Below are 17,695 nucleotides of genomic sequence, written 5' to 3'. Positions count from 1 at the left end.
GGAGCAGGCCATGGCCGACGACGACATCCAGGACGCGACCACCGAGGGCACCACCGCCCCGGAGGGCGCCGACACGCCGAGCGACACGCCGGCACCGGCGAAGAAGACGGCTGCGCGCAAGACCGCCGCCAAGAAGACCGCGGCGAAGAAGACGACGGCGAAGAAGGCGGCCGCGAAGAAGACGACGACGAAGAAGGCCGCCGCCGCGCCCGAGGCGGCCACGGAGGCGCCCGCCGAGGCGCCTGCGGAGGCGCCGGTCGAGGCCCCGGTCGAGGACGAGGCCGCCGAGGCCCCGGCCAAGAAGGCCACGGCGCGCAAGACCGCCGCCAAGAAGACCGCGGCCAAGAAGACGACGGCGAAGAAGACCACCACCAAGAAGAAGGCCGCGGCCGAGGGGCCGGTCGAGCCAGTCGAGCCGGCGGCCGAGGCGGCTGCCCCGGCGGTCGCCGAGACGGCGGAGGAGGCCGGCCCGTCGGGCACCATGCCGCTCTTCCAGGCGCCGGAGCCGCCGGCCAAGAAGACGCCCGCCAAGCGCACCCGCAGCCGCAAGAAGGTCGAGCCGGTCGTCGAGGCGCCGGTCGAGGAGACCCCGACCGAGGAGCCCGTCGAGGAGGCCCCTGTCGAGGAGCCCGCTGCGGAGGTCGCCGTCGAGGAGGCCCCCGTCGAGGAGGCCCCCGTCGAGGAGGCCCCGGCAGCGGAGGCCGAGACGGACGAGGCCCCGGCCGAGGACGCTACCGAGGCCAGCGACGACTCCGACGACTCCGACGACTCCGACGACTCCGACGACTCCGACGACGACTCCGACGACGCCGAGGACAACGGTGAGGGCGGCGCCCCGCGGCGCCGCCGTCGTCGTGGCGGACGCCGTCGTCGTCGCGGTGGCGGCGGGGGAGGCGACGACGCCGAGGGCGACGACACCCCGACCGGCGCCGACCAGCAGGACGACGAGGCGGACGCGAAGGGCGACGACTCGTCGTCGGGCGATGGTGACGACAAGTCCGACGGCGAGGGCGGCAGCACGTCGACCCGCCGCCGGCGCAAGCGCCGTCGCGAGGGTGGCGACGAGGCCGGCACCACCGACGACCCCGCCAACACGACCACGCGGGTGCGCAAGGCCCGCTCGCCCGAGGACGAGATCACCTCGGTCCAGGGCTCCACCCGGCTCGAGGCCAAGAAGCAGCGCCGCCGCGAGGGCCGCGAGGCCGGACGCCGTCGCGCGCCGATCGTCAGCGAGGCCGAGTTCCTGGCCCGTCGCGAGTCGGTCGAGCGGGTCATGGTCGTGCGCCAGCGCGAGGAGCTGACCCAGATCGGCGTCCTCGAGGACAAGGTGCTCGTCGAGCACTACGTCGCCCGTGAGTCGCAGACCTCGCTCATCGGCAACGTCTACCTCGGCCGGGTGCAGAACGTGCTGCCCTCGATGGAGGCCGCCTTCATCGACATCGGCAAGGGCCGCAACGCGGTGCTCTACGCCGGTGAGGTCAACTGGCAGGCCCTCGGCCACAAGGACGGCAGCCCCCGCAAGATCGAGTCGGTGCTGTCGTCGGGCCAGACCGTGCTGGTGCAGGTCACCAAGGACCCCGTCGGCGCCAAGGGCGCGCGCCTGACCAGCCAGGTCAGCCTCGCCGGTCGCTTCCTGGTCTACGTGCCCGACGGCACGACGTCCGGCATCTCGCGCAAGCTCCCCGACACCGAGCGCAACCGCCTCAAGACCCTCCTCAAGGAGGTCGTGCCCGCCAGCGCCGGCGTCATCGTGCGCACCGCGGCCGAGGGCGCCAGTGAGGACGAGCTGACCCAGGACGTCGAGCGGCTGAAGGCGCGCTGGGAGGAGATCGAGGCCAAGACCAAGGGCCGCAGCAACAACCCGCAGCTGCTGCACGGCGAGCCCGACCTCACCCTCAAGGTCGTGCGCGACCTGTTCACCGAGGACTTCGCCAAGCTCGTCGTCCAGGGCGACGACGTGTGGGACACCGTGCACGGCTACGTCAGCGACATGGCCCCCGACCTGCTCGAGCGGGTCGAGCGCTACGACCCCGCCGAGCACCACGACGTCGACCTGTTCTCGACCTACCGCGTCGACGAGCAGATCGCCAAGGCCCTCGACCGCAAGGTGTTCCTGCCCTCCGGCGGGTCGCTCATCATCGACCGCACCGAGGCGATGACGGTCGTCGACGTCAACACCGGCAAGTTCACCGGCTCCGGCGGCAACCTCGAGGAGACCGTCACCAAGAACAACCTCGAGGCGGCCGAGGAGGTCGTGCGCCAGCTCCGGCTGCGCGACATCGGCGGCATCATCGTCGTCGACTTCATCGACATGGTCCTCGAGGCCAACCGCGACCTCGTGCTGCGCCGCATGGTCGAGTGCCTCGGCCGCGACCGCACCCGCCACCAGGTCGCCGAGGTCACCTCGCTCGGCCTGGTGCAGATGACGCGCAAGCGCATCGGCACGGGTCTGCTCGAGGCCTTCAGCACCGACTGCGAGCACTGCCACGGCCGTGGCCTCGTCGTCCACGACATGCCCGTCGAGCCCAAGCGTGGCGGCGACGACCACGGCGGTCGCGGCCGCGGTGGCCACCAGGGCGGCGGCAGCAACAACAACAGCGGCGACAGCGGTGCCGAGGCCGGGTCCGGCGGCAGCCGCCGCCGGCGCGGCGGCCGTGGCCGGGGCGAGGCCCCGGAGGCTGCTCCCGTGCCGGCCCACAAGCCGACGCCGGCCGAGTTCGCCGCCATGGCCAAGGCCGAGCTGCACAAGGACGACGTCGACGGCTCCACCGAGCTCGCCGGGCCCGCCGAGCCGACGGCCGACGAGCAGACCCCGTCGCCGACGGCCGACGAGACCATCGAGACCGTGGCGCCCGAGGGCGAGGCCGTCGTCGAGACCGAGCCGACCCCCGAGCCCACGCCCGAGCCGAAGGTCGTCACCCGGCGGCGTCGGGGCGTGAGCCGCACGGTGACCACCCACGCCGAGCCCGAGCCGGTGGTCGAGCCCGAGCCGGTGGTCGAGCCCGAGCCGGTGGTCGAGCCCGAGCCGGTCGCACCGGCCGAGCCCAAGGTCGTCACGCGCCAGCGCCGCGGCGTCAGCCGCACGGTGTCCACGCCCGCCCCGGCCGCCGTCGAGGTCGTCGTCGCGGCACCTGCCGCCGAGCCGGTCGAGACCGCCGCCAGCACCCCCGAGCCGCCGAAGGTCGTCACCCGCACCCGCGGGGGAGCCTCGCGCCGCGCCCCGGTCACCCCGGCCGCCGACGACGCCGGCGCGGAGCCCGAGTCGGCCGATGAGCCCGAGGCCGAGACGCCGCACGTGCCGATCAAGCGCAAGGGCAAGCGCTGACGTTTTGCCCCGTCCGGAGCGGATCCGTACGATAGACCCTTGTGTGCCCGCCCGGCACCCATCCCGGCCGCTCAGCTCGAGGCCCGGCGTGGTCGTGCGGCAGGCCGAGCAGCACCACCGAGCACCACTGAGCACCACCTAGCCCAGACGATTGAAGGAGACCGCGGTGTACGCGATCGTGCGCGCAGGCGCGAAGCAGCAGAAGGTCGCTGTCGGCGACGTCATCGAGATCGACCTGGTCAAGGCGACGGCCGGTGACACGCTGAGCCTCCCGGTCGTCATGACCGTCGACGGCGAGACCGTCAAGGCCACCGGCCTCGACAAGGCGTCGGTCACGGTCGAGGTCCTCGGCGGCACCAAGGGCCCGAAGATCGTCATCCAGAAGTACAAGAACAAGACCGGTTACAAGAAGCGCCAGGGTCACCGTCAGAAGTACACCCAGGTGCGCGTCACCGACATCTCGGCCTGAAGCCCCACTAGAGACCCCAAGGACTGACTCATGGCTCACAAGAAGGGCGCGGCGTCCACCAAGAACGGCCGCGACTCCAACTCCCAGCGCCTCGGCGTCAAGCGCTTCGGCGGCCAGGTCGTCGGCGCGGGCGAGATCATCGTCCGCCAGCGCGGCACGCACTTCCACCCGGGCGCCGGCGTCGGCCGCGGCGGCGACGACACCCTGTTCGCCCTGCAGCCCGGTGCGGTCGAGTTCAACGTCAAGCGCGGGCGTCGCGTCATCAACATCGTGCCGCAGGACTGAGCGACCGCTCGGTAGCACATTTCTTCACGACAGGGCGTCCCGTTCTCGGGGCGCCCTTCGTGTGTCTCAGCACCACCATCGCAAGGAGTTCCCCATGGCCGTCCCCAGCTTCGTCGACCGGGTCACGCTGCACGTCAGCGCCGGACGAGGTGGGCACGGCGTCGCGTCGGTCCACCGCGAGAAGTTCAAGCCGCTCGGCGGCCCCGACGGCGGCAACGGCGGTCCGGGCGGCTCGGTGATCCTGCGCGTCGACCCCGACGTGACCACGCTCGTCGACTACCACCACAGCCCGCACCGCAAGGCCACCAACGGCGCCCAGGGCGCGGGCGGTCACCGCAACGGCGCCCACGGCGTCGACCTGGTCCTCCCCGTGCCCGACGGCACCGTGGTCACGCTCAAGAACGGCGAGCCCGTGGCCGACCTCGTCGGCCCCGGCACCGAGTTGGTCGTCGCCGAGGGCGGGCGCGGCGGCCTCGGCAACGCGGCCCTGGCCAGCGCCAAGCGCAAGGCGCCCGGTTTCGCCCTGCTCGGCGAGCCGGGCGACGAGGTCGAGGTGGTGCTCGAGCTCAAGGTCGTGGCCGACATCGGCCTGGTCGGGTTCCCGAGCGCCGGCAAGTCGAGCCTCATCGCCTCGATCTCGCGGGCCAAGCCCAAGATCGCCGACTACCCGTTCACCACGCTGGTTCCCAACCTCGGCGTCGTCACCGCGGGCGAGACCACCTACACCGTCGCCGACGTGCCCGGCCTCATCGAGGGCGCCAGCGACGGCCGCGGCCTCGGCCACGACTTCCTGCGCCACGTCGAGCGGTGCGCCGCACTGGTCCACGTGCTCGACACCGCCACCCTCGAGCCCGGCCGCAACCCGGTCGACGACCTCGACATCATCGAGCGCGAGCTCGCCCGCTACGGCGGGCTGGAGGACCGGCCGAGGCTGGTCGCGCTCAACAAGGTCGACGTCCCCGACGGACGCGAGATCGCCGAGATGGTCGTCGACGACCTGGAGGCGCGCGGGCTCCGGGTGTTCCCGATCTCGGCGGCGTCCGGCGAGGGCACCCGCGCCCTGATGTACGCCATGGCCGAGATCGTCCTGGCCGCGCGCGAGGAGAAGGCCGTCGAGGCCGCCACCCGCATCGTGCTCCGCCCGCCGAGCGCCGACGGCGCCGACTTCACCGTCACCGAGACCGGCGAGGGCTGGCGCGTCCGCGGCCCGAAGCCCGAGCGGTGGGTGCGCCAGACCGACTTCAGCAACGACGAGGCCGTCGGCTTCCTCGCCGACCGGCTCAACCGGCTCGGGGTCGAGACCCGGCTGCTCCGGCTCGGCGCGGTCGAGGGCGACACCGTCCTCATCGGCCACCCCGACAACGCCGTCGTCTTCGACTTCAAGCCCGGGCTCGACGCCGGCGCCGAGAACCTCGCGCGCCGCGGCGAGGACACCCGGATGCGCGAGGAGCGGCCCGCCGTCGGACGCCGCCGCGCGATCCAAGAGGGCATGGGCGACAAGGCCGAGCAGGAGGGCCGCGCCGATGTCGCCCGGCGCATCGACCGTCCCGACGAGTACGGGCCGCAGTCCTACGAGATCGGTACGGCCGACGACCCCGACTGGGCCGAGGACGACCCCTCCCGTGGCCAGGACTGAGGTCACCACGGCGCACCGGGTCGTCGTCAAGGTCGGCTCGTCGTCCCTCACCACGGCCGAGGGCGGGCTCGACCCCGACCGGCTGCGCGCGCTCGTCGACGCCCTCGCCGGCGTCCGGGCCCGGGGAGCGGAGGTCGTGCTCGTCTCGTCGGGCGCCATCGCCGCCGGGCTCGCGCCGCTCGGGCTGCGCAAGCGGCCGAAGGCGCTCGCCGCGCAGCAGGCCGCCGCGGCGGTCGGACAGGGCCTGCTCGTGCACCGCTACACCGCCGAGCTGGCGCGGCACGACCTCGTCGCCGGCCAGGTGCTGCTCACGCTCGACGACGTCACGCGCCGCGCCCACTACCGCAACGCCCACCAGACCTTCGCCAAGCTGCTCGAGCTGGGCGTGCTGCCGATCGTCAACGAGAACGACACCGTCGCCACCAGCGAGATCCGGTTCGGTGACAACGACCGGCTCGCGGCCCTCGTCGCGCACCTCGTGCACGCCGACCTGCTCGTGCTGCTCTCCGACGTCGACGGCCTCTACGACGGCCACCCGGCCGACCCCGGCAGCTCGCTGGTCGCCGAGGTGGCCGCCGACGCCGACCTCGACGGCGTGCGCATCGGCGGCACCGGCTCGGCCGGCGTCGGCACCGGCGGCATGGCGACCAAGGTCGACGCCGCGCGCATCGCCACCGGGGCGGGCATCCCCGTCGTCCTGACGTCGGCCGCACGGGCCGGCGACGCGCTGGCGGGGGAGCAGGTCGGCACGCTGTTCCGGCCGACCGGGCGCAAGCGGCCCACCCGGTTGCTGTGGCTGGCCCACGCCACCGACACGGTCGGCGTCCTCACCCTCGACGACGGAGCCGTCCGGGCCGTCGTCGAGCGCCGGGCCTCGCTGCTCGCCGCCGGCATCACCGGTGTCGCGGGCGCCTTCGTCGCCGGCGACCCCGTCGACCTCGCCGACCTGCAAGGGCGCGTGGTCGCGCGCGGGCTCGTGAACTTCGACGCCGCCGAGCTGCCCGCCCTGCTGGGCCGCTCCAGCCGCGACCTCAAGCGCGAGCTCGGCGCGGCCTACGAGCGCGAGGTCGTGCACCGCGACGACCTGGTGCTGATGCGGTCGTGAACGACGTCGATCCGCCCGCCCCCGCGACGGCCGGTCGGCGGCGTGCGCGCCGGGCGGGCCTGGTGGTGGCCGGGCTCCTGCTGCTCGCGGGCCTGCCGATCACGCTGGCGCGCCTGACCGGGTGGACGGCGTCGCCGTCGGTCGTGCTGATGTCTTTCGCGCCCTTCGCGCTGCTGCCCTACCTCGCGGCCACGGTGCTGCTCGTCGTCCTGCTGGTGCGGCGGCGCGGGCGGCTGGTGGCGGTCGGCGCCGGCGCCGCCGTGCTCCTGCTGCTAGTGCACGTGTGGTGGGTCGCGCCGTTGTTCGTGGGGTCGGCGCCGCAGCCGGCCGCCGGCGCCGAGCGGGTCGTGGTGATGAGCGCCAACGTGCAGTTCGGCAGCGGCGACGCGGCGTTCGTCGTCGACGAGGTCCGCGAGCGGGGCGTCGACGTCCTCGTGGTCAGCGAGATCACGCCGACCTTCCTCGCCGCCGCTGACGAGGCCGGCCTCGACGAGCTGCTGCCGCACCGCCTCGGTCGAGCGGCCGACCGCGCGGCCGGCACGATCGTCTTCACGAACGAGCCGGCGAGCGAGGTCGCCGCCGTCGAGACGGCGTTCGTCTCGCTGGTCGTGCGCACCCACGACCTGACGCTGCTGGCGACCCACCCGGCCCCGCCGCAGTCGTCCGGCCACTGGCGGCGCGAGCAGCCGCTGCTGCTCGAGGCCGCGCGCGAGCACGACGTCGACGCCGTCGTGGGCGACCTCAACGCCACCCTCGACCACCCGGTGATCCGTGACCTCGTCGGCTCCGGCTGGCGCGACGCCGTCGAGCTCACCAACGGCGGCTTCGCCCCCACCTGGCCCGAGAACGGCGAGCACGGCTTCCCGTTCCCCGTCGTGCAGATCGACCACGTGCTGGCCCGCGACTCCGTGGCCGTCGTCGACGTCGACTCGTTCGCCGTGCCCGACACCGACCACCACGCGGTCGTCGCGACCCTCGCCGCCACCGCGCCGTGACCGCTCGCACTCAGGCGAACGCCGAGCTCACCACGACCTGCCCGGACCGGTCGCGCACCTCGAAGCCGCTCGCCTCGGGTCGCAGCACCGCGGAGTTGAGGTTGCACACCATCTCGCGCGCGCCGGTGCCGACGAACGCGCCGGCCGGGTAGCGCTTGCCGTCGGTGCCCACGATCGCCACCCGGTAGCGGCCGCCGTCGTCGAACCCGGCCGCGGTGAGACGGACCTCGACGCCCCACGTGTGGTTGACCAGCGCGGCGTCGGCGGTGACGTCGTCGTCGGTGACGACGACCGCGACCGCCTCGGTCGGCACGACCTTCGGCTCCGGGACGTCGTCGCGCGTGATCGCCAGCCCGGCCACCAGCACGACGGCGGCGGCCGCACCGGCCACAGCTGCGAGCCCGGCGCGGCGCGCCCACGCCGTCCGGCGCTCACGGGCCGCCTCGCGGTCGAGGCGGGCGAGCACGAGGTCGTCGAGACCGGACGGCACGGTGGCCGGGGGCGCGGCGCCCCGGTCGTCGCCGCGCAGCTCGCCGAGCACCGCGGCGACCGGCAGCAGGTCGTCGCGCTCGGCACGGCACCCGGCACAGGTGGCCAGGTGCGCCTCGAGCACAGCCGCCTCGTCGGCGGGCAGGGCACCGAGCACGTAGGCGCCGAGGTCGGTGCGCAGCTTCTCGTGGTCCAGCGGCTCGTTCACGACGTCACCTCCATCTCCTCCATCACGACCCGCAGGGCCTTCAGTCCGTAGAACACCCGGCTGCGCAGCGTCGACTCCGGGATGCCGAGCTCGGCGGCGACCTCGGGGTAGGGCCGGTCGGCCAGGTAGGTCTCCTCGAGGGCGCGCCGGTGGTCGTCGCCGATCCGGCGCAACGCCTCCTCCACCAGCACCCTCCTCATGAGCACCTCCCAGCCGTCCGCGACCTCGGGGGCGGCACGCTCCAGGGTCTCGTGGTCGGCCAGCCCGCGCAGCCAGGGGCGTGAGGAGCGGGCCCGGTGGGTGTCGATCACGACGTTGCGGGCGATCTCGAACAGCCAGGTGCGCAGGCTCGCTCGTGAGGAGTCGTAGCGCTCGCGGGCGCGCCAGGCCCGCAGGAACGTCTCCTGGACGACGTCCTGCGCGGCGCCGGCGTCGCCGAGGCCGCGCAGGGCGAGCCGGTAGAGCTCGTCGCCGTGGGCGGCGTAGGCGGCGCGGACGCCGTCCTCCCGGGACAGGACGGGGTCCGGACGCGACGCGGGGGAGGCCATGGTGTCGACCAGTGTGGCGTTCAGGAGGCGACGACGACGTCGACGGTGGGTCGGGCGTGCGACGGGGACATGTCACTCCTGGTCGGTCGGTGTCGGGATCGGTGCCGGGGTCGCCCGGGAGTACGGACGCCGAGCCCGTCGTGTTGAGCAACCGTGCGACGGGTTCTCGCGGACGGGTGCCGGTCGCCTGCGAGGGTGGTGCGCGCGGGTCGTACCCTGAGAGACGCGATGGACGACCAGCAGGTGCACTACCTCGACCACGCCGCGACGACCCCCATGGTGTCCGCGGCGGTGGAGGTGATGACGGCGCACCTGCGCGACGTCGGCAACCCCAGCTCGCTGCACGCCTCCGGCCGGCACGCGCGGCGCGTGGTCGAGGAGTCGCGCGAGACGATCGCGCAGGCGCTCGACTGCCGTCCCGGCGAGGTCGTGTTCACCTCCGGCGGCACCGAGAGCGACAACCTCGCGATCAAGGGGATCTTCTGGGCCCGTCGCTCCGCCGACGCCCGCCGCACCCGCGTGCTCACCACCGCGATCGAGCACCACGCCGTGCTCGACCCCGTGCACTGGCTCGGCGACGACGACGGCGCCGAGGTCGAGCTGCTGCCGGTCGACCGCTCCGGTCGCCTCGACCTCGACGCGCTGCGCGCCACGATCGAGCGCGACCCGACCTCCGTGGCCCTGGTCTCGGTGATGTGGGCCAACAACGAGGTCGGCACCCTCCAGCCGGTCACCGAGGTCGTCGCCCTCTGCCGGCCGCACGGCATCCCCGTGCACACCGACGCGGTGCAGGCGGTCGGCCAGGTGCCGGTCGACTTCGCGGCGTCCGGCGTCGACGCGCTCACGCTCACCGGTCACAAGCTCGGCGGGCCCTTCGGTGTCGGGGCGCTCGTCGTGCGGCGCGAGCTCGACGTCGTCGCGCTGGTGCACGGTGGCGGCCAGGAGCGCGACATCCGCAGCGGCACCATCGACACCCCGGCGATCGCGGCGTTCGCGGCCGCGGTCGAGCTCGCCGTCAAGCACCAGGCCGAGCACGCCGTCCACCTCGCGACGCTGCGCGACGACCTCGTGCGCCGCCTCGGCGAGGCGGTGCCCGACGCCCACCTGCACGGGGCCGACCTCGGACCCGGCCGGCTGCCCGGCAACGCCCACGTCGGGTTCCCCGGCTGCGAGGGCGACTCCCTGCTGATGCTGCTCGACGCGCGGGGCATCGAGTGCTCCACCGGGTCGGCCTGCTCGGCCGGTGTCGCGCAGCCGTCGCACGTGCTGCTCGCGATGGGCTGCGACGCCGAGGCCGCGCGCCACTCCCTGCGCTTCTCGTTCGGGCACACCTCCACCGAGGACGACGTCGACGCGGTCGTCGAGGCGATCGTGCCGGTCGTCGAGCGGGCCCGGGCGGCCCGACGCACATGAGCGCGCTCCGGAGGCCTTGCCCTGAGGTGGGCGGTCCCCACGCCCGGAGGGCCGCATGAGCGCCCCTCGAAGGGCCTGCCCTGAGGTGGGCGGTCCCCACGCCCGGAGGGCCGCATGAGCGCCCCTCGAAGGGCCTGCCCTGAGGTGGGCGGTCCCCACGCCCTGAGGGCCGCATGAGCGCCCCTCGAAGGGCCTGCCCTGAGGTGGGCGGTCCCCACGCCCGGAGGGCCGCATGAGCGCCCCTCGAAGGGCCTGCCCTGAGGTGGGCGGTCCCCACGCCCGGAGGGCCGCATGAGCGCCCCTCGAAGGGTGGTTGCGGCCATGTCCGGTGGCGTCGACTCGGCGGTCGCCGCGGCCCGTGCCCACGAGGCCGGCCACGACGTCACCGGGGTGCACCTCGCCCTGTCGCGCAACCCGGCGTCCTATCGCTCCGGGGCCCGCGGCTGCTGCACCATCGAGGACGCCAACGACGCGCGTCGCGCGGCCGACGTGATCGGCATCCCGTTCTACGTCTGGGACCTCTCCGAGCGCTTCCACGACGACGTCGTCGTCGACTTCATGGACGAGTACGCCGCCGGGCGCACGCCCAACCCCTGCCTGCGCTGCAACGAGAAGATCAAGTTCGCCGCGGTGCTCGAGCGGGCCCTCGCGCTGGGCTACGACGCCGTCGCCACCGGCCACTACGCCCAGCTCGTCACGGGCGCCGACGGCCTGGTCGAGATGCACCGCGCGGTAGACGACGGCAAGGACCAGTCCTACGTGCTCGGCGTGCTCGACCAGCACCAGCTGGCCCACTCGCTGTTCCCGCTCGGCGACTCGCCGAAGTCCGAGGTGCGGGCCGAGGCGGCGCGCCGCGGCCTGTTGGTCGCCGACAAGCCCGACAGCCACGACATCTGCTTCGTCGCCGACGGCGACAACGCCGGCTGGCTGCGCGAGAAGCTCGGCGAGCGCGCACCCAACCACGGCGGCGCGATCGTCGACGCCGACACGGGCGAGGAGCTGGGCCGGCACGAGGGCACCTACGGGTTCACGATCGGCCAGCGCAAGGGCCTGCGCATCGGCCGGCCTGCGCCCGACGGCAAGCCGCGGTTCGTGCTCGACATCGAGCCGGTCTCGGGCACGGTCACGGTCGGGGCCCGCGAGCGCCTCGCCGTCCGGCAGCTGACCGGCATCAAGCCGCGCTGGTGCGGCACCGTGCCGCGCGTCGTCGAGGGCACGGTGCAGCTGCGCGCCCACGGGGCCGAGCTGCCCGCCACGGTGCGGGTGAGCGGCGACGAGGTCGCGGTCGAGCTGCACGAGCCGGCCTACGGCATCGCTCCCGGGCAGGCGGCCGTCGTCTACGACGGCACGCGCGTCGTCGGCTCGGCCACCATCGCGAGCACCGCCTGATGGCACTGGCCAGCGCCGTCGGGTCGATGCCCGGGGAGGACTTCGACGAGTCACAGCGTCTCGTGATCGGCGAGGTGCCCGACCTCCCGCACCTGGTCGAGGTGCCGGGTCGCGGCGTGACGGCCGGCATGGTCGGACGTGCGCTGGCCATGGTCACCGACCTCGGCATCGACCTCCAGCCCGCCGGCTGGCGGGTCACCGGGTCGTCCGAGACCTCGGGGGTCGACCACCGTCGTGCCCGCAGCCTGCTCGCGCAGGACCTCGACGGCCTCGAGGAGAAGCTGCAGGGCTACCAGGGGTCGTTCAAGGTGCAGGTCGCCGGCCCCTGGACGCTCGCCGCGACCGTCGAGCGGCCGCGCGGTGACCGGGTGCTCGCCGACGTCGGCCTGCGTCGCGACCTCGCCCAGGCGCTCGCCGAGGGCGTGCGCGCGCACGTGCGCGACGTCCGTCGGCGGGTCGACGGCGTCGATCGGCTCGTCGTCCAGGTCGACGAGCCGGCGCTGGCCGCCGTCGCGGCCGGCGCCGTGCCCACGGCGTCCGGGTTCCACCGGCACCGCACCGTCGACCGGCCCGAGCTGAGCGAGACGCTCGGGTGGGTGCTCTCGGCGATCGACGACGCGGGCGCCGAGCCCTGGGTGCACTCGTGCGCGCCGTCCACGCCGCTCGACCTGGTGCGTGGCGCCGGCGCGCGTGGTCTGGCCGTCGACCTCGCGACGGTCGACGCCGCCGGGCACGACGTCCTGGCGGCGATGCTCGAGGCGGGGGAGACGGTCGCCCTCGGCGTCGTCCCCGCGACCGACGCCGCGGCCGCCCCGACCGACGGCGAGATCACCGAGCGCGTGCTGCGCTGGCTCGACGCGCTCGGGCTCGACCCCGGCGTCGTCGGCGAGCACCTCGTCGTGACGCCGACCTGCGGGCTGGCCGGCGCCTCTCCGGCCTGGGTGCGCCGCGCTCTCACCCTGACCACCGCGACGGCCCGCCACCTCTCGGGCGCCGACGCGGCCGACGACGGCGCGTAGCCGGTCCCCGGACCGGGACCGGCCACGAACGGCGGCGGCCCGCCACCTCCCACGGGGAGAGGTGACGGGCCGCCATGCTCGTCGAGGGGCGTCAGCCCACGTGCACGCCACCCTCGGGACCATCGGTCGCGAGCTCGGTGTGCTTGACGTTGAGGAACAGCCAGATCGCCGCGGAGCCGAGGGCGATCAAGACGGCGCCGACGTAGAACGCCGCCGTGGCGCCCTCGGTGAAGGAGCCGATGAAGGCGATGTTGCCGGCCTGGTCGCCCGGCGCACCCGCCGTGGTCGCGGCGCCGAACAGCGCGTTCTTGGTGTCCTCGGCGAAGTGCAGCGACACGGTGCTGAGGATCGCGAGGCCCACGGCGCCGCCGACCTGCTGCATCGTGTTGAGGACGCCGGAGCCGATGCCGGAGTCCTCGGCGCGCAGGTGGTGGACGGCGGTGAGGGTCAGCGGCACGAAGGTCAGGCCCATGCCGACCGACATCAGCACGATGAACGGGAAGATCGACGTCCAGTAGTTGACGTCGCCGCCGAGGTTGCCGTCGGCCGTCAGTGCGGTGGTGACCGCCTCGAACGAGCTCGGCACCGACAGCTGGGCGAAGCCGACGAGCGCCGCGGCGGCCATCAGGGTGCCGATGCCGGCGATGTAGCGCGGGTCGATGCGGTTGACGAGGTTCGAGGAGAGGCCCGCACCGATCACGATGCCGACCGAGAACGGCAGGAACGCGAAGCCGGTGTGCAGCGGCTCGTAGCCGACGACCAGCTGGATGAACAGGCTGAGGAAGTAGAACATCGCGAACATCGCGGCGGGCACGAGCGCCATCACCAGGAAGCTGGTGGCGCGGGTGCGGTTGGCGAAGACCCGCACCGGCAGCAGCGGGTGCGAGACCCGCGACTCGACGACGGCGAAGACGACGAGCATCGCGACACCGGCCACGAGGGAGGCGATCGTCCAGGTGTCGCCCCAGCCGTGGGCCTCCTCGCCGGCGCGGCTGAAGCCGTAGACCAGGCCGAGCAGGCCGAGGGTGCCGGTGATGGCACCGGGGATGTCGAGCTGGCCGGGGTGCGACTCGGACTCGTTGAGGAAGCGCGGGGCGAGCGCGGCGGCGGCGAGGCCGATCGGCACGTTGATCAAGAAGGTCCAGCGCCAGCCCTCGAGGCCGAGGATCGGGTCGAGGCCGGTGAGCCAGCCGCCGAGGATGAGGCCGACGGCGGCACCGGCGCCCGACATGGCCGCGTAGACCGCGAACGCCCGGTTGCGGGCGGGGCCGGCCGGGAAGGTGGTGGTGATGAGCGCGAGCGCGGCCGGCGAGGCCAGCGCGGCACCGAGGCCCTGCAGACCGCGGGCGGCGAGCAGCAGCGGCTCGTTGGAGGCGAAGCCGCCGAGCAGCGAGGCGACGGCGAACGTCGCGAGGCCGACCATGAAGATGCGTCGGCGTCCGTAGAGGTCGCCGAGCCGCCCACCGAGCAGCAGGAGGCCACCGAACGCGAGGGCGTAGCCGGTGACGATCCAGGTGAGGTTGGCGTCGTTGATGTTGAGGTCCTCGCCGATGAACGGCAGGGCGATGTTGGCGATGGAGGCGTCGAGCACCACCATCAGCTGCGCCACCGAGATGAGCACGAGTGCCCATCCGAGGTGCAGCTCGCGCTGAGGCTTCGCCTCCGGGGCGTCCTCCGCGGTCTTGGTCAGGTCGGTCATCAGGAATCCTTCTCGTGCTGGGTCGTGCGGGAGGTCGGACGGGAGGCTGAAGCAGGGGAGGCCGGCCGGACGGCGACGGCCGGCAGGATGATCTGGTCGATGACCTGCTCGATGAACTCGGTGGTCGGCTCCTCGCCGAGCAGGAACATCCGGTGCAGGACGATGCCGGGCAGCGCCGGCACGACGACGTCGAGGTCGACGTCGTCGGAGACCTCGCCGCGGGAGATCGCGCGCTCCCAGACGACGTTGCTCATCGAGGCCTTGGGCCCGATGAACTGCTCGCGGAACGCCTGCGCGAAGTCGGCGTCGCGACCGATGGCGGTGATGACGCTGCCGAGCACGGCCATCTGGCGCTCGTCGGTGAGCCCGCCCATGCCGCAGAACATGTCGACCAGGTCGCCGCGCAGGGACCCGGTGTCGGGCACCTCGTGGGGCTCCTTCATCGAGCACAGCGAGTCGATGACGAGCGCCGACTTGGTGCTCCAGCGCCGGTAGAGCGTCGCCTTCGACGCCCGGGCGGCCTGCGCGACGGCGTCCATCGTCAGGCGGTCGTAGCCGAGGTCGGCCAGGACGTCGAGGGTCGCGTCGAGGATCTCCTGCTCGCGGTCGCCCTCGACGCGGGGTCGGGTGCCGGCGTCGGTGCCGGAGCCGACGGGTGGCGTCATGGGGTGTGTCCTTCGTCACTAGATAGAACGGAACCGTTTCGTTCCATCAAGACGTTACGGACTCGTTTCATTCCTCGCAACCCGGTATCGGCCGAACGGTGGGTGAACGGCTCGTCGCGGCGGCGCGGGTCAGGTCAGGAGCGAGCGCACCGCGTCGGTGGCGACGGCGTTCCACGCCGGCACGCGGCGGAACATGTAGTGCCCGACGCGACCGATGTCGTGGAACGACGTCGACGACGGCGGGTGGGCAGACGCCTCCGCGCGGCGCAGGAACGCACGGGTCTGCCGGGCCGAGGTGATCTTGTCGGTACGCCCGTGCGCGGCGACAACGGGCTTGTCCTGCAGCCGGTCGACCGGGTCCTCCGGCAGCCACCACGGCGCGAGCGCGACGACGCCGACCACCGACGGGTCGTCGGCGACGTGCACCGCCGTCCGCGCGCCCATCGAGTGCCCGAGCAGCACGACGGGCACGTTGCCGAGGTGGTGGCGGACGACGTCGAGGGCCCACCGGGCGTCGTCGACCGGCCGGCCGCCGTTCCAGCCGCGCACGCGGTAGCGCAGCAGCCAGGTGCCGATGCCGGCGTCGTGCAGGTCGGGGGTGATGGCGCGCTGCATGGCCGCCATCCGCCGCCACGACGCGCTGCGGCCGTCGACAGGCTGGGTGCTGGCCTGCTTGCCGCCGTGCAGCAGCAGCGCGACCGCGCGCTGGTCGGGAGCGTCGAGCCGGGTGAAGGCGGCGTCGCCGAGGAACGGCAGGGTGGCGGTCACACCTGCTGTTCGGACGGCGCGCGCCGTCCGGATGGGGTGAGGTGCGTCAGCGGGCCTGGAAGGTCAGGCAGTCGGCGACGTCGGAGGCCGACCCGATCTCGACGCTCTCGGCCGAGCACTCCAGCGCGCTGTTGTGCACGCACTCGCTGCGGTGGCAGGCGCCCACCTGCCCGGTGGTGTCGATGCCGGCCTTGGCGGCCTCGTCGACGTAGGTGCCGCACGAGCTGCTCGCGCCGGTGATGGTGATCGCTGCGGCGTGGCAGTCGTGGTCGTGGTTGTAGCTGCACCCCTCGGCGCTGCAGGTGCTGATGATCGGCAGGCTCATGGTGGTCATGGCTCCACGGTGACCCGGATCACGGCCCTCGTCCAGCCTGGTGAGCCTCACCTCATGGTCGGATCGCGCCGGTCGAGGGGCGCTGAGCCCTACGATGCACCCGATGCCCACCCCTGCCCCGCCCGGACGCGACCCCATCGCCGAGGCCCGCCGCCAGTGGCGCGCCCACGGCTGGGACGACGCCGCGGACGGCATGGCCGCCGTGACCTCGGTGATGCGGGCCCAGCAGCTGCTGCTGACCCAGATCGACGCACTGCTGCGCCCGTTCGGGCTCACCTTCGCCCGGTTCGAGCTGCTCCGTCTGCTCAGCTTCGCCTCGGAGCAGCGCATGACGATGCTGCGCGCCGGTCACCGCCTGCAGGTGCACCCGACGTCGCTCACGAGCCTGGCCAGCCGGCTCAAGGAGGACGGCCTCATCGACCGGGCCCCCAACCCCGACGACGGACGCTCGGCGATCCTGGTGCTGCTGCCGAAGGGGGCGTCGCTCGTCGAGGAGGCGACCGCCGCCCTCAACGCCGAGGTGTTCGAGCAGGTCGGTCTCGACTCCGACGACATCGAGGACCTCGTGCGCATCCTCGGCCGCTTCCGGGCCGGTCGGGGCGACTTCAGCGACTGAGGCGCGATGAGGGTGGGCCGCGGGCCGGGTCGACCTGGCATGAGCGGATTCCAGACCCACCTCGACAACGCCGAGGCCAAGAGCGGCGTCACGCCGCAGCAGTTCATCGACCTCGCCGCCCAGCGTGGGCTCTCCGGCGCCAGGTTCACCGAGGTCGTGACCTGGCTCAAGGCCGACCACGGCCTCGGTCACGGTCATGCCGCCAACCTCGCCCAGCTGATCGCCAAGGGGCAGGAGGCCATCGAGGCCAAGCACGGCGCGTTGCGCCTCGACGGCCTCGCGGCTCGAGGGGCGTGACGCCCTGAGCCCGCGGCCGGCGCGGGTGTGGGTCAGGGACGCCTCGCCTCTCGAGCGACGAGGCCGATGAACTCGTCGGCCATCTCGAGCTGGCGCACCAGCTTCTGGCGGCGGTCGGCGGCGTCGTCCTGGACGGCGGCGAGGCGGCGGCGGGCGTCGTCGCGGCGGGCGTCGTCGGCCCCGGGGTCGCGCAGCGCCTCGATGTCGGCCATCACGTCCTTCATCTCCTCGATGCTGAACCCCAACGGCTTCATCCGGCGGACGACGAGGATCTTCTCGACGTCGTCGTCGGTGTAGAGCCGGAAGCCGCCCTCGGTGCGGTCGGACGGCGTGATCAGCCCGACCTCCTCCCAGTGGCGCAGGCTGCGTAGCGACAGCTCGGTGCGAGCGGCGACCTCGCCGATGTGCATCACCGTGCCGGTCACGTGGTCGTCC

18 protein-coding genes are annotated in these 17,695 nt (G+C 73.6%); 11 read left to right on the top strand and 7 right to left on the bottom strand.

What is annotated here, in order from left to right:
* The first annotated feature begins 10 nt into the window (after nucleotides 1-10).
* From ABFT23_RS15235 to ABFT23_RS15210, 6 genes are all read left to right on the top strand, one after another.
* Nucleotides 11-3,325: an Rne/Rng family ribonuclease gene (locus ABFT23_RS15235; protein ID WP_347896620.1), complete on the top strand. Its 3,315-nt coding sequence runs from the start codon at nucleotides 11-13 to the stop codon at nucleotides 3,323-3,325.
* Nucleotides 3,326-3,491: 166 nt separating this feature from the next.
* Entirely contained in the window at nucleotides 3,492-3,794 is a 303-nt protein-coding gene (gene rplU / locus ABFT23_RS15230) for a 50S ribosomal protein L21 (RefSeq protein WP_347896618.1), read from the top strand.
* 30 nt (nucleotides 3,795-3,824) lie between these two features.
* Complete coding sequence (gene rpmA, locus ABFT23_RS15225; RefSeq protein WP_347896616.1) at nucleotides 3,825-4,079, top strand: 50S ribosomal protein L27; 255 nt, start codon at nucleotides 3,825-3,827, stop codon at nucleotides 4,077-4,079.
* A gap of 94 nt (nucleotides 4,080-4,173) precedes the next feature.
* Complete coding sequence (gene obgE, locus ABFT23_RS15220; RefSeq protein ID WP_347896615.1) at nucleotides 4,174-5,715, top strand: GTPase ObgE; 1,542 nt, start codon at nucleotides 4,174-4,176, stop codon at nucleotides 5,713-5,715.
* The gene (gene proB, locus ABFT23_RS15215; RefSeq protein ID WP_347896613.1) at nucleotides 5,702-6,820 is read left to right on the top strand and encodes a glutamate 5-kinase; all 1,119 of its coding nucleotides are present in this window, start codon (nucleotides 5,702-5,704) and stop codon (nucleotides 6,818-6,820) included. The genes obgE and proB overlap by 14 nt, the downstream gene beginning before the upstream one ends.
* Nucleotides 6,817-7,815, top strand: coding sequence for an endonuclease/exonuclease/phosphatase family protein (locus ABFT23_RS15210; protein ID WP_347896611.1), 999 nt, complete (start codon nucleotides 6,817-6,819; stop codon nucleotides 7,813-7,815). Before proB ends, ABFT23_RS15210 begins: the two co-directional genes overlap by 4 nt.
* Nucleotides 7,816-7,825: 10 nt before the next feature.
* Here the strand turns inward: ABFT23_RS15210 and ABFT23_RS15205 are convergent, their stop codons facing one another.
* The gene (locus tag ABFT23_RS15205; RefSeq protein WP_347896609.1) at nucleotides 7,826-8,512 is read right to left on the bottom strand and encodes an anti-sigma factor family protein; all 687 of its coding nucleotides are present in this window, start codon (nucleotides 8,510-8,512) and stop codon (nucleotides 7,826-7,828) included.
* On the bottom strand, nucleotides 8,509-9,060 hold the full coding sequence (locus ABFT23_RS15200; RefSeq protein WP_347896608.1) for a sigma-70 family RNA polymerase sigma factor: 552 nt from the start codon (nucleotides 9,058-9,060) through the stop codon (nucleotides 8,509-8,511). Before ABFT23_RS15200 ends, ABFT23_RS15205 begins: the two co-directional genes overlap by 4 nt.
* Nucleotides 9,061-9,288: 228 nt before the next feature.
* On the opposite strand from ABFT23_RS15200, the gene ABFT23_RS15195 reads away from it, so the two are divergent.
* The 3 genes from ABFT23_RS15195 (at nucleotide 9,289) to ABFT23_RS15185 (ending at nucleotide 12,881) form a co-directional block, all read left to right on the top strand.
* Complete coding sequence (locus ABFT23_RS15195) at nucleotides 9,289-10,473, top strand: cysteine desulfurase family protein (RefSeq protein ID WP_347896606.1); 1,185 nt, start codon at nucleotides 9,289-9,291, stop codon at nucleotides 10,471-10,473.
* A 291-nt stretch (nucleotides 10,474-10,764) separates the two neighbouring features.
* Nucleotides 10,765-11,862, top strand: a complete 1,098-nt coding sequence (gene mnmA, locus ABFT23_RS15190; RefSeq protein ID WP_347896604.1) for a tRNA 2-thiouridine(34) synthase MnmA — start codon at nucleotides 10,765-10,767, stop codon at nucleotides 11,860-11,862.
* On the top strand, nucleotides 11,862-12,881 hold the full coding sequence (locus ABFT23_RS15185; protein ID WP_347896602.1) for a uroporphyrinogen decarboxylase/cobalamine-independent methonine synthase family protein: 1,020 nt from the start codon (nucleotides 11,862-11,864) through the stop codon (nucleotides 12,879-12,881). Before mnmA ends, ABFT23_RS15185 begins: the two co-directional genes overlap by 1 nt.
* Nucleotides 12,882-12,972: 91 nt before the next feature.
* Here ABFT23_RS15185 and ABFT23_RS15180 read toward each other — a convergent pair whose 3' ends face one another.
* The 4 genes from ABFT23_RS15180 to ABFT23_RS15165 form a co-directional block, all read right to left on the bottom strand.
* Nucleotides 12,973-14,580: an MFS transporter gene (locus ABFT23_RS15180; RefSeq protein WP_347896600.1), complete on the bottom strand. Its 1,608-nt coding sequence runs from the start codon at nucleotides 14,578-14,580 to the stop codon at nucleotides 12,973-12,975.
* Nucleotides 14,580-15,245 carry a TetR/AcrR family transcriptional regulator gene (locus ABFT23_RS15175; protein ID WP_347896598.1) on the bottom strand — a complete coding sequence of 222 codons (666 nt, stop codon included), beginning with the start codon at nucleotides 15,243-15,245 and terminating at the stop codon, nucleotides 14,580-14,582. The genes ABFT23_RS15180 and ABFT23_RS15175 overlap by 1 nt, the downstream gene beginning before the upstream one ends.
* Before the next feature lie 129 nt (nucleotides 15,246-15,374).
* Nucleotides 15,375-16,013 carry an alpha/beta hydrolase gene (locus ABFT23_RS15170; RefSeq protein ID WP_347896597.1) on the bottom strand — a complete coding sequence of 213 codons (639 nt, stop codon included), beginning with the start codon at nucleotides 16,011-16,013 and terminating at the stop codon, nucleotides 15,375-15,377.
* 46 nt (nucleotides 16,014-16,059) lie between these two features.
* Entirely contained in the window at nucleotides 16,060-16,347 is a 288-nt protein-coding gene (locus ABFT23_RS15165) for a DUF1540 domain-containing protein (RefSeq protein ID WP_347896595.1), read from the bottom strand.
* Nucleotides 16,348-16,450: 103 nt separating this feature from the next.
* Here ABFT23_RS15165 and ABFT23_RS15160 point away from each other — a divergent pair, with 103 nt between their 5' ends.
* Both ABFT23_RS15160 and ABFT23_RS15155 read left to right on the top strand, forming a co-directional pair.
* Entirely contained in the window at nucleotides 16,451-16,963 is a 513-nt protein-coding gene (locus tag ABFT23_RS15160) for a MarR family winged helix-turn-helix transcriptional regulator (protein WP_347896593.1), read from the top strand.
* A gap of 39 nt (nucleotides 16,964-17,002) precedes the next feature.
* A complete protein-coding gene (locus ABFT23_RS15155; RefSeq protein WP_347896591.1) occupies nucleotides 17,003-17,260 on the top strand; it encodes a DUF4287 domain-containing protein in 258 nt (85 codons plus the stop codon).
* Nucleotides 17,261-17,292: 32 nt separating this feature from the next.
* On the opposite strand, the gene ABFT23_RS15150 is transcribed toward ABFT23_RS15155, so the two are convergent.
* Nucleotides 17,293-17,685 carry a MerR family transcriptional regulator gene (locus ABFT23_RS15150; protein WP_347896589.1) on the bottom strand — a complete coding sequence of 131 codons (393 nt, stop codon included), beginning with the start codon at nucleotides 17,683-17,685 and terminating at the stop codon, nucleotides 17,293-17,295.
* Nucleotides 17,686-17,695 lie beyond the last annotated feature (10 nt).

Source organism: Nocardioides secundeburneus, from assembly GCF_039939255.1.
GTDB lineage: Bacteria > Actinomycetota > Actinomycetes > Propionibacteriales > Nocardioidaceae > Nocardioides.
This window is presented reverse-complemented; position numbering and strand designations above follow the sequence as displayed.

Bases quoted from the DNA above. Each gene is read 5' to 3' on its own strand.
- mnmA (WP_347896604.1), top strand. From the start codon at position 10,765: ATGAGCGCCCCTCGAAGGGTGGTTGCGGCCATGTCCGGTGGCGTCGAC.
- ABFT23_RS15155 (WP_347896591.1), top strand. From the start codon at position 17,003: ATGAGCGGATTCCAGACCCACCTCGACAACGCCGAGGCCAAGAGCGGC.
- rpmA (WP_347896616.1), top strand. From the start codon at position 3,825: ATGGCTCACAAGAAGGGCGCGGCGTCCACCAAGAACGGCCGCGACTCC.
- ABFT23_RS15195 (WP_347896606.1), top strand. From the start codon at position 9,289: ATGGACGACCAGCAGGTGCACTACCTCGACCACGCCGCGACGACCCCC.
- ABFT23_RS15175 (WP_347896598.1), bottom strand. From the start codon at position 15,245: ATGACGCCACCCGTCGGCTCCGGCACCGACGCCGGCACCCGACCCCGC.
- ABFT23_RS15160 (WP_347896593.1), top strand. From the start codon at position 16,451: ATGCCCACCCCTGCCCCGCCCGGACGCGACCCCATCGCCGAGGCCCGC.
- ABFT23_RS15180 (WP_347896600.1), bottom strand. From the start codon at position 14,580: ATGACCGACCTGACCAAGACCGCGGAGGACGCCCCGGAGGCGAAGCCT.
- ABFT23_RS15235 (WP_347896620.1), top strand. From the start codon at position 11: ATGGCCGACGACGACATCCAGGACGCGACCACCGAGGGCACCACCGCC.
- obgE (WP_347896615.1), top strand. From the start codon at position 4,174: ATGGCCGTCCCCAGCTTCGTCGACCGGGTCACGCTGCACGTCAGCGCC.
- ABFT23_RS15165 (WP_347896595.1), bottom strand. From the start codon at position 16,347: ATGACCACCATGAGCCTGCCGATCATCAGCACCTGCAGCGCCGAGGGG.
- ABFT23_RS15185 (WP_347896602.1), top strand. From the start codon at position 11,862: ATGGCACTGGCCAGCGCCGTCGGGTCGATGCCCGGGGAGGACTTCGAC.
- ABFT23_RS15200 (WP_347896608.1), bottom strand. From the start codon at position 9,060: ATGGCCTCCCCCGCGTCGCGTCCGGACCCCGTCCTGTCCCGGGAGGAC.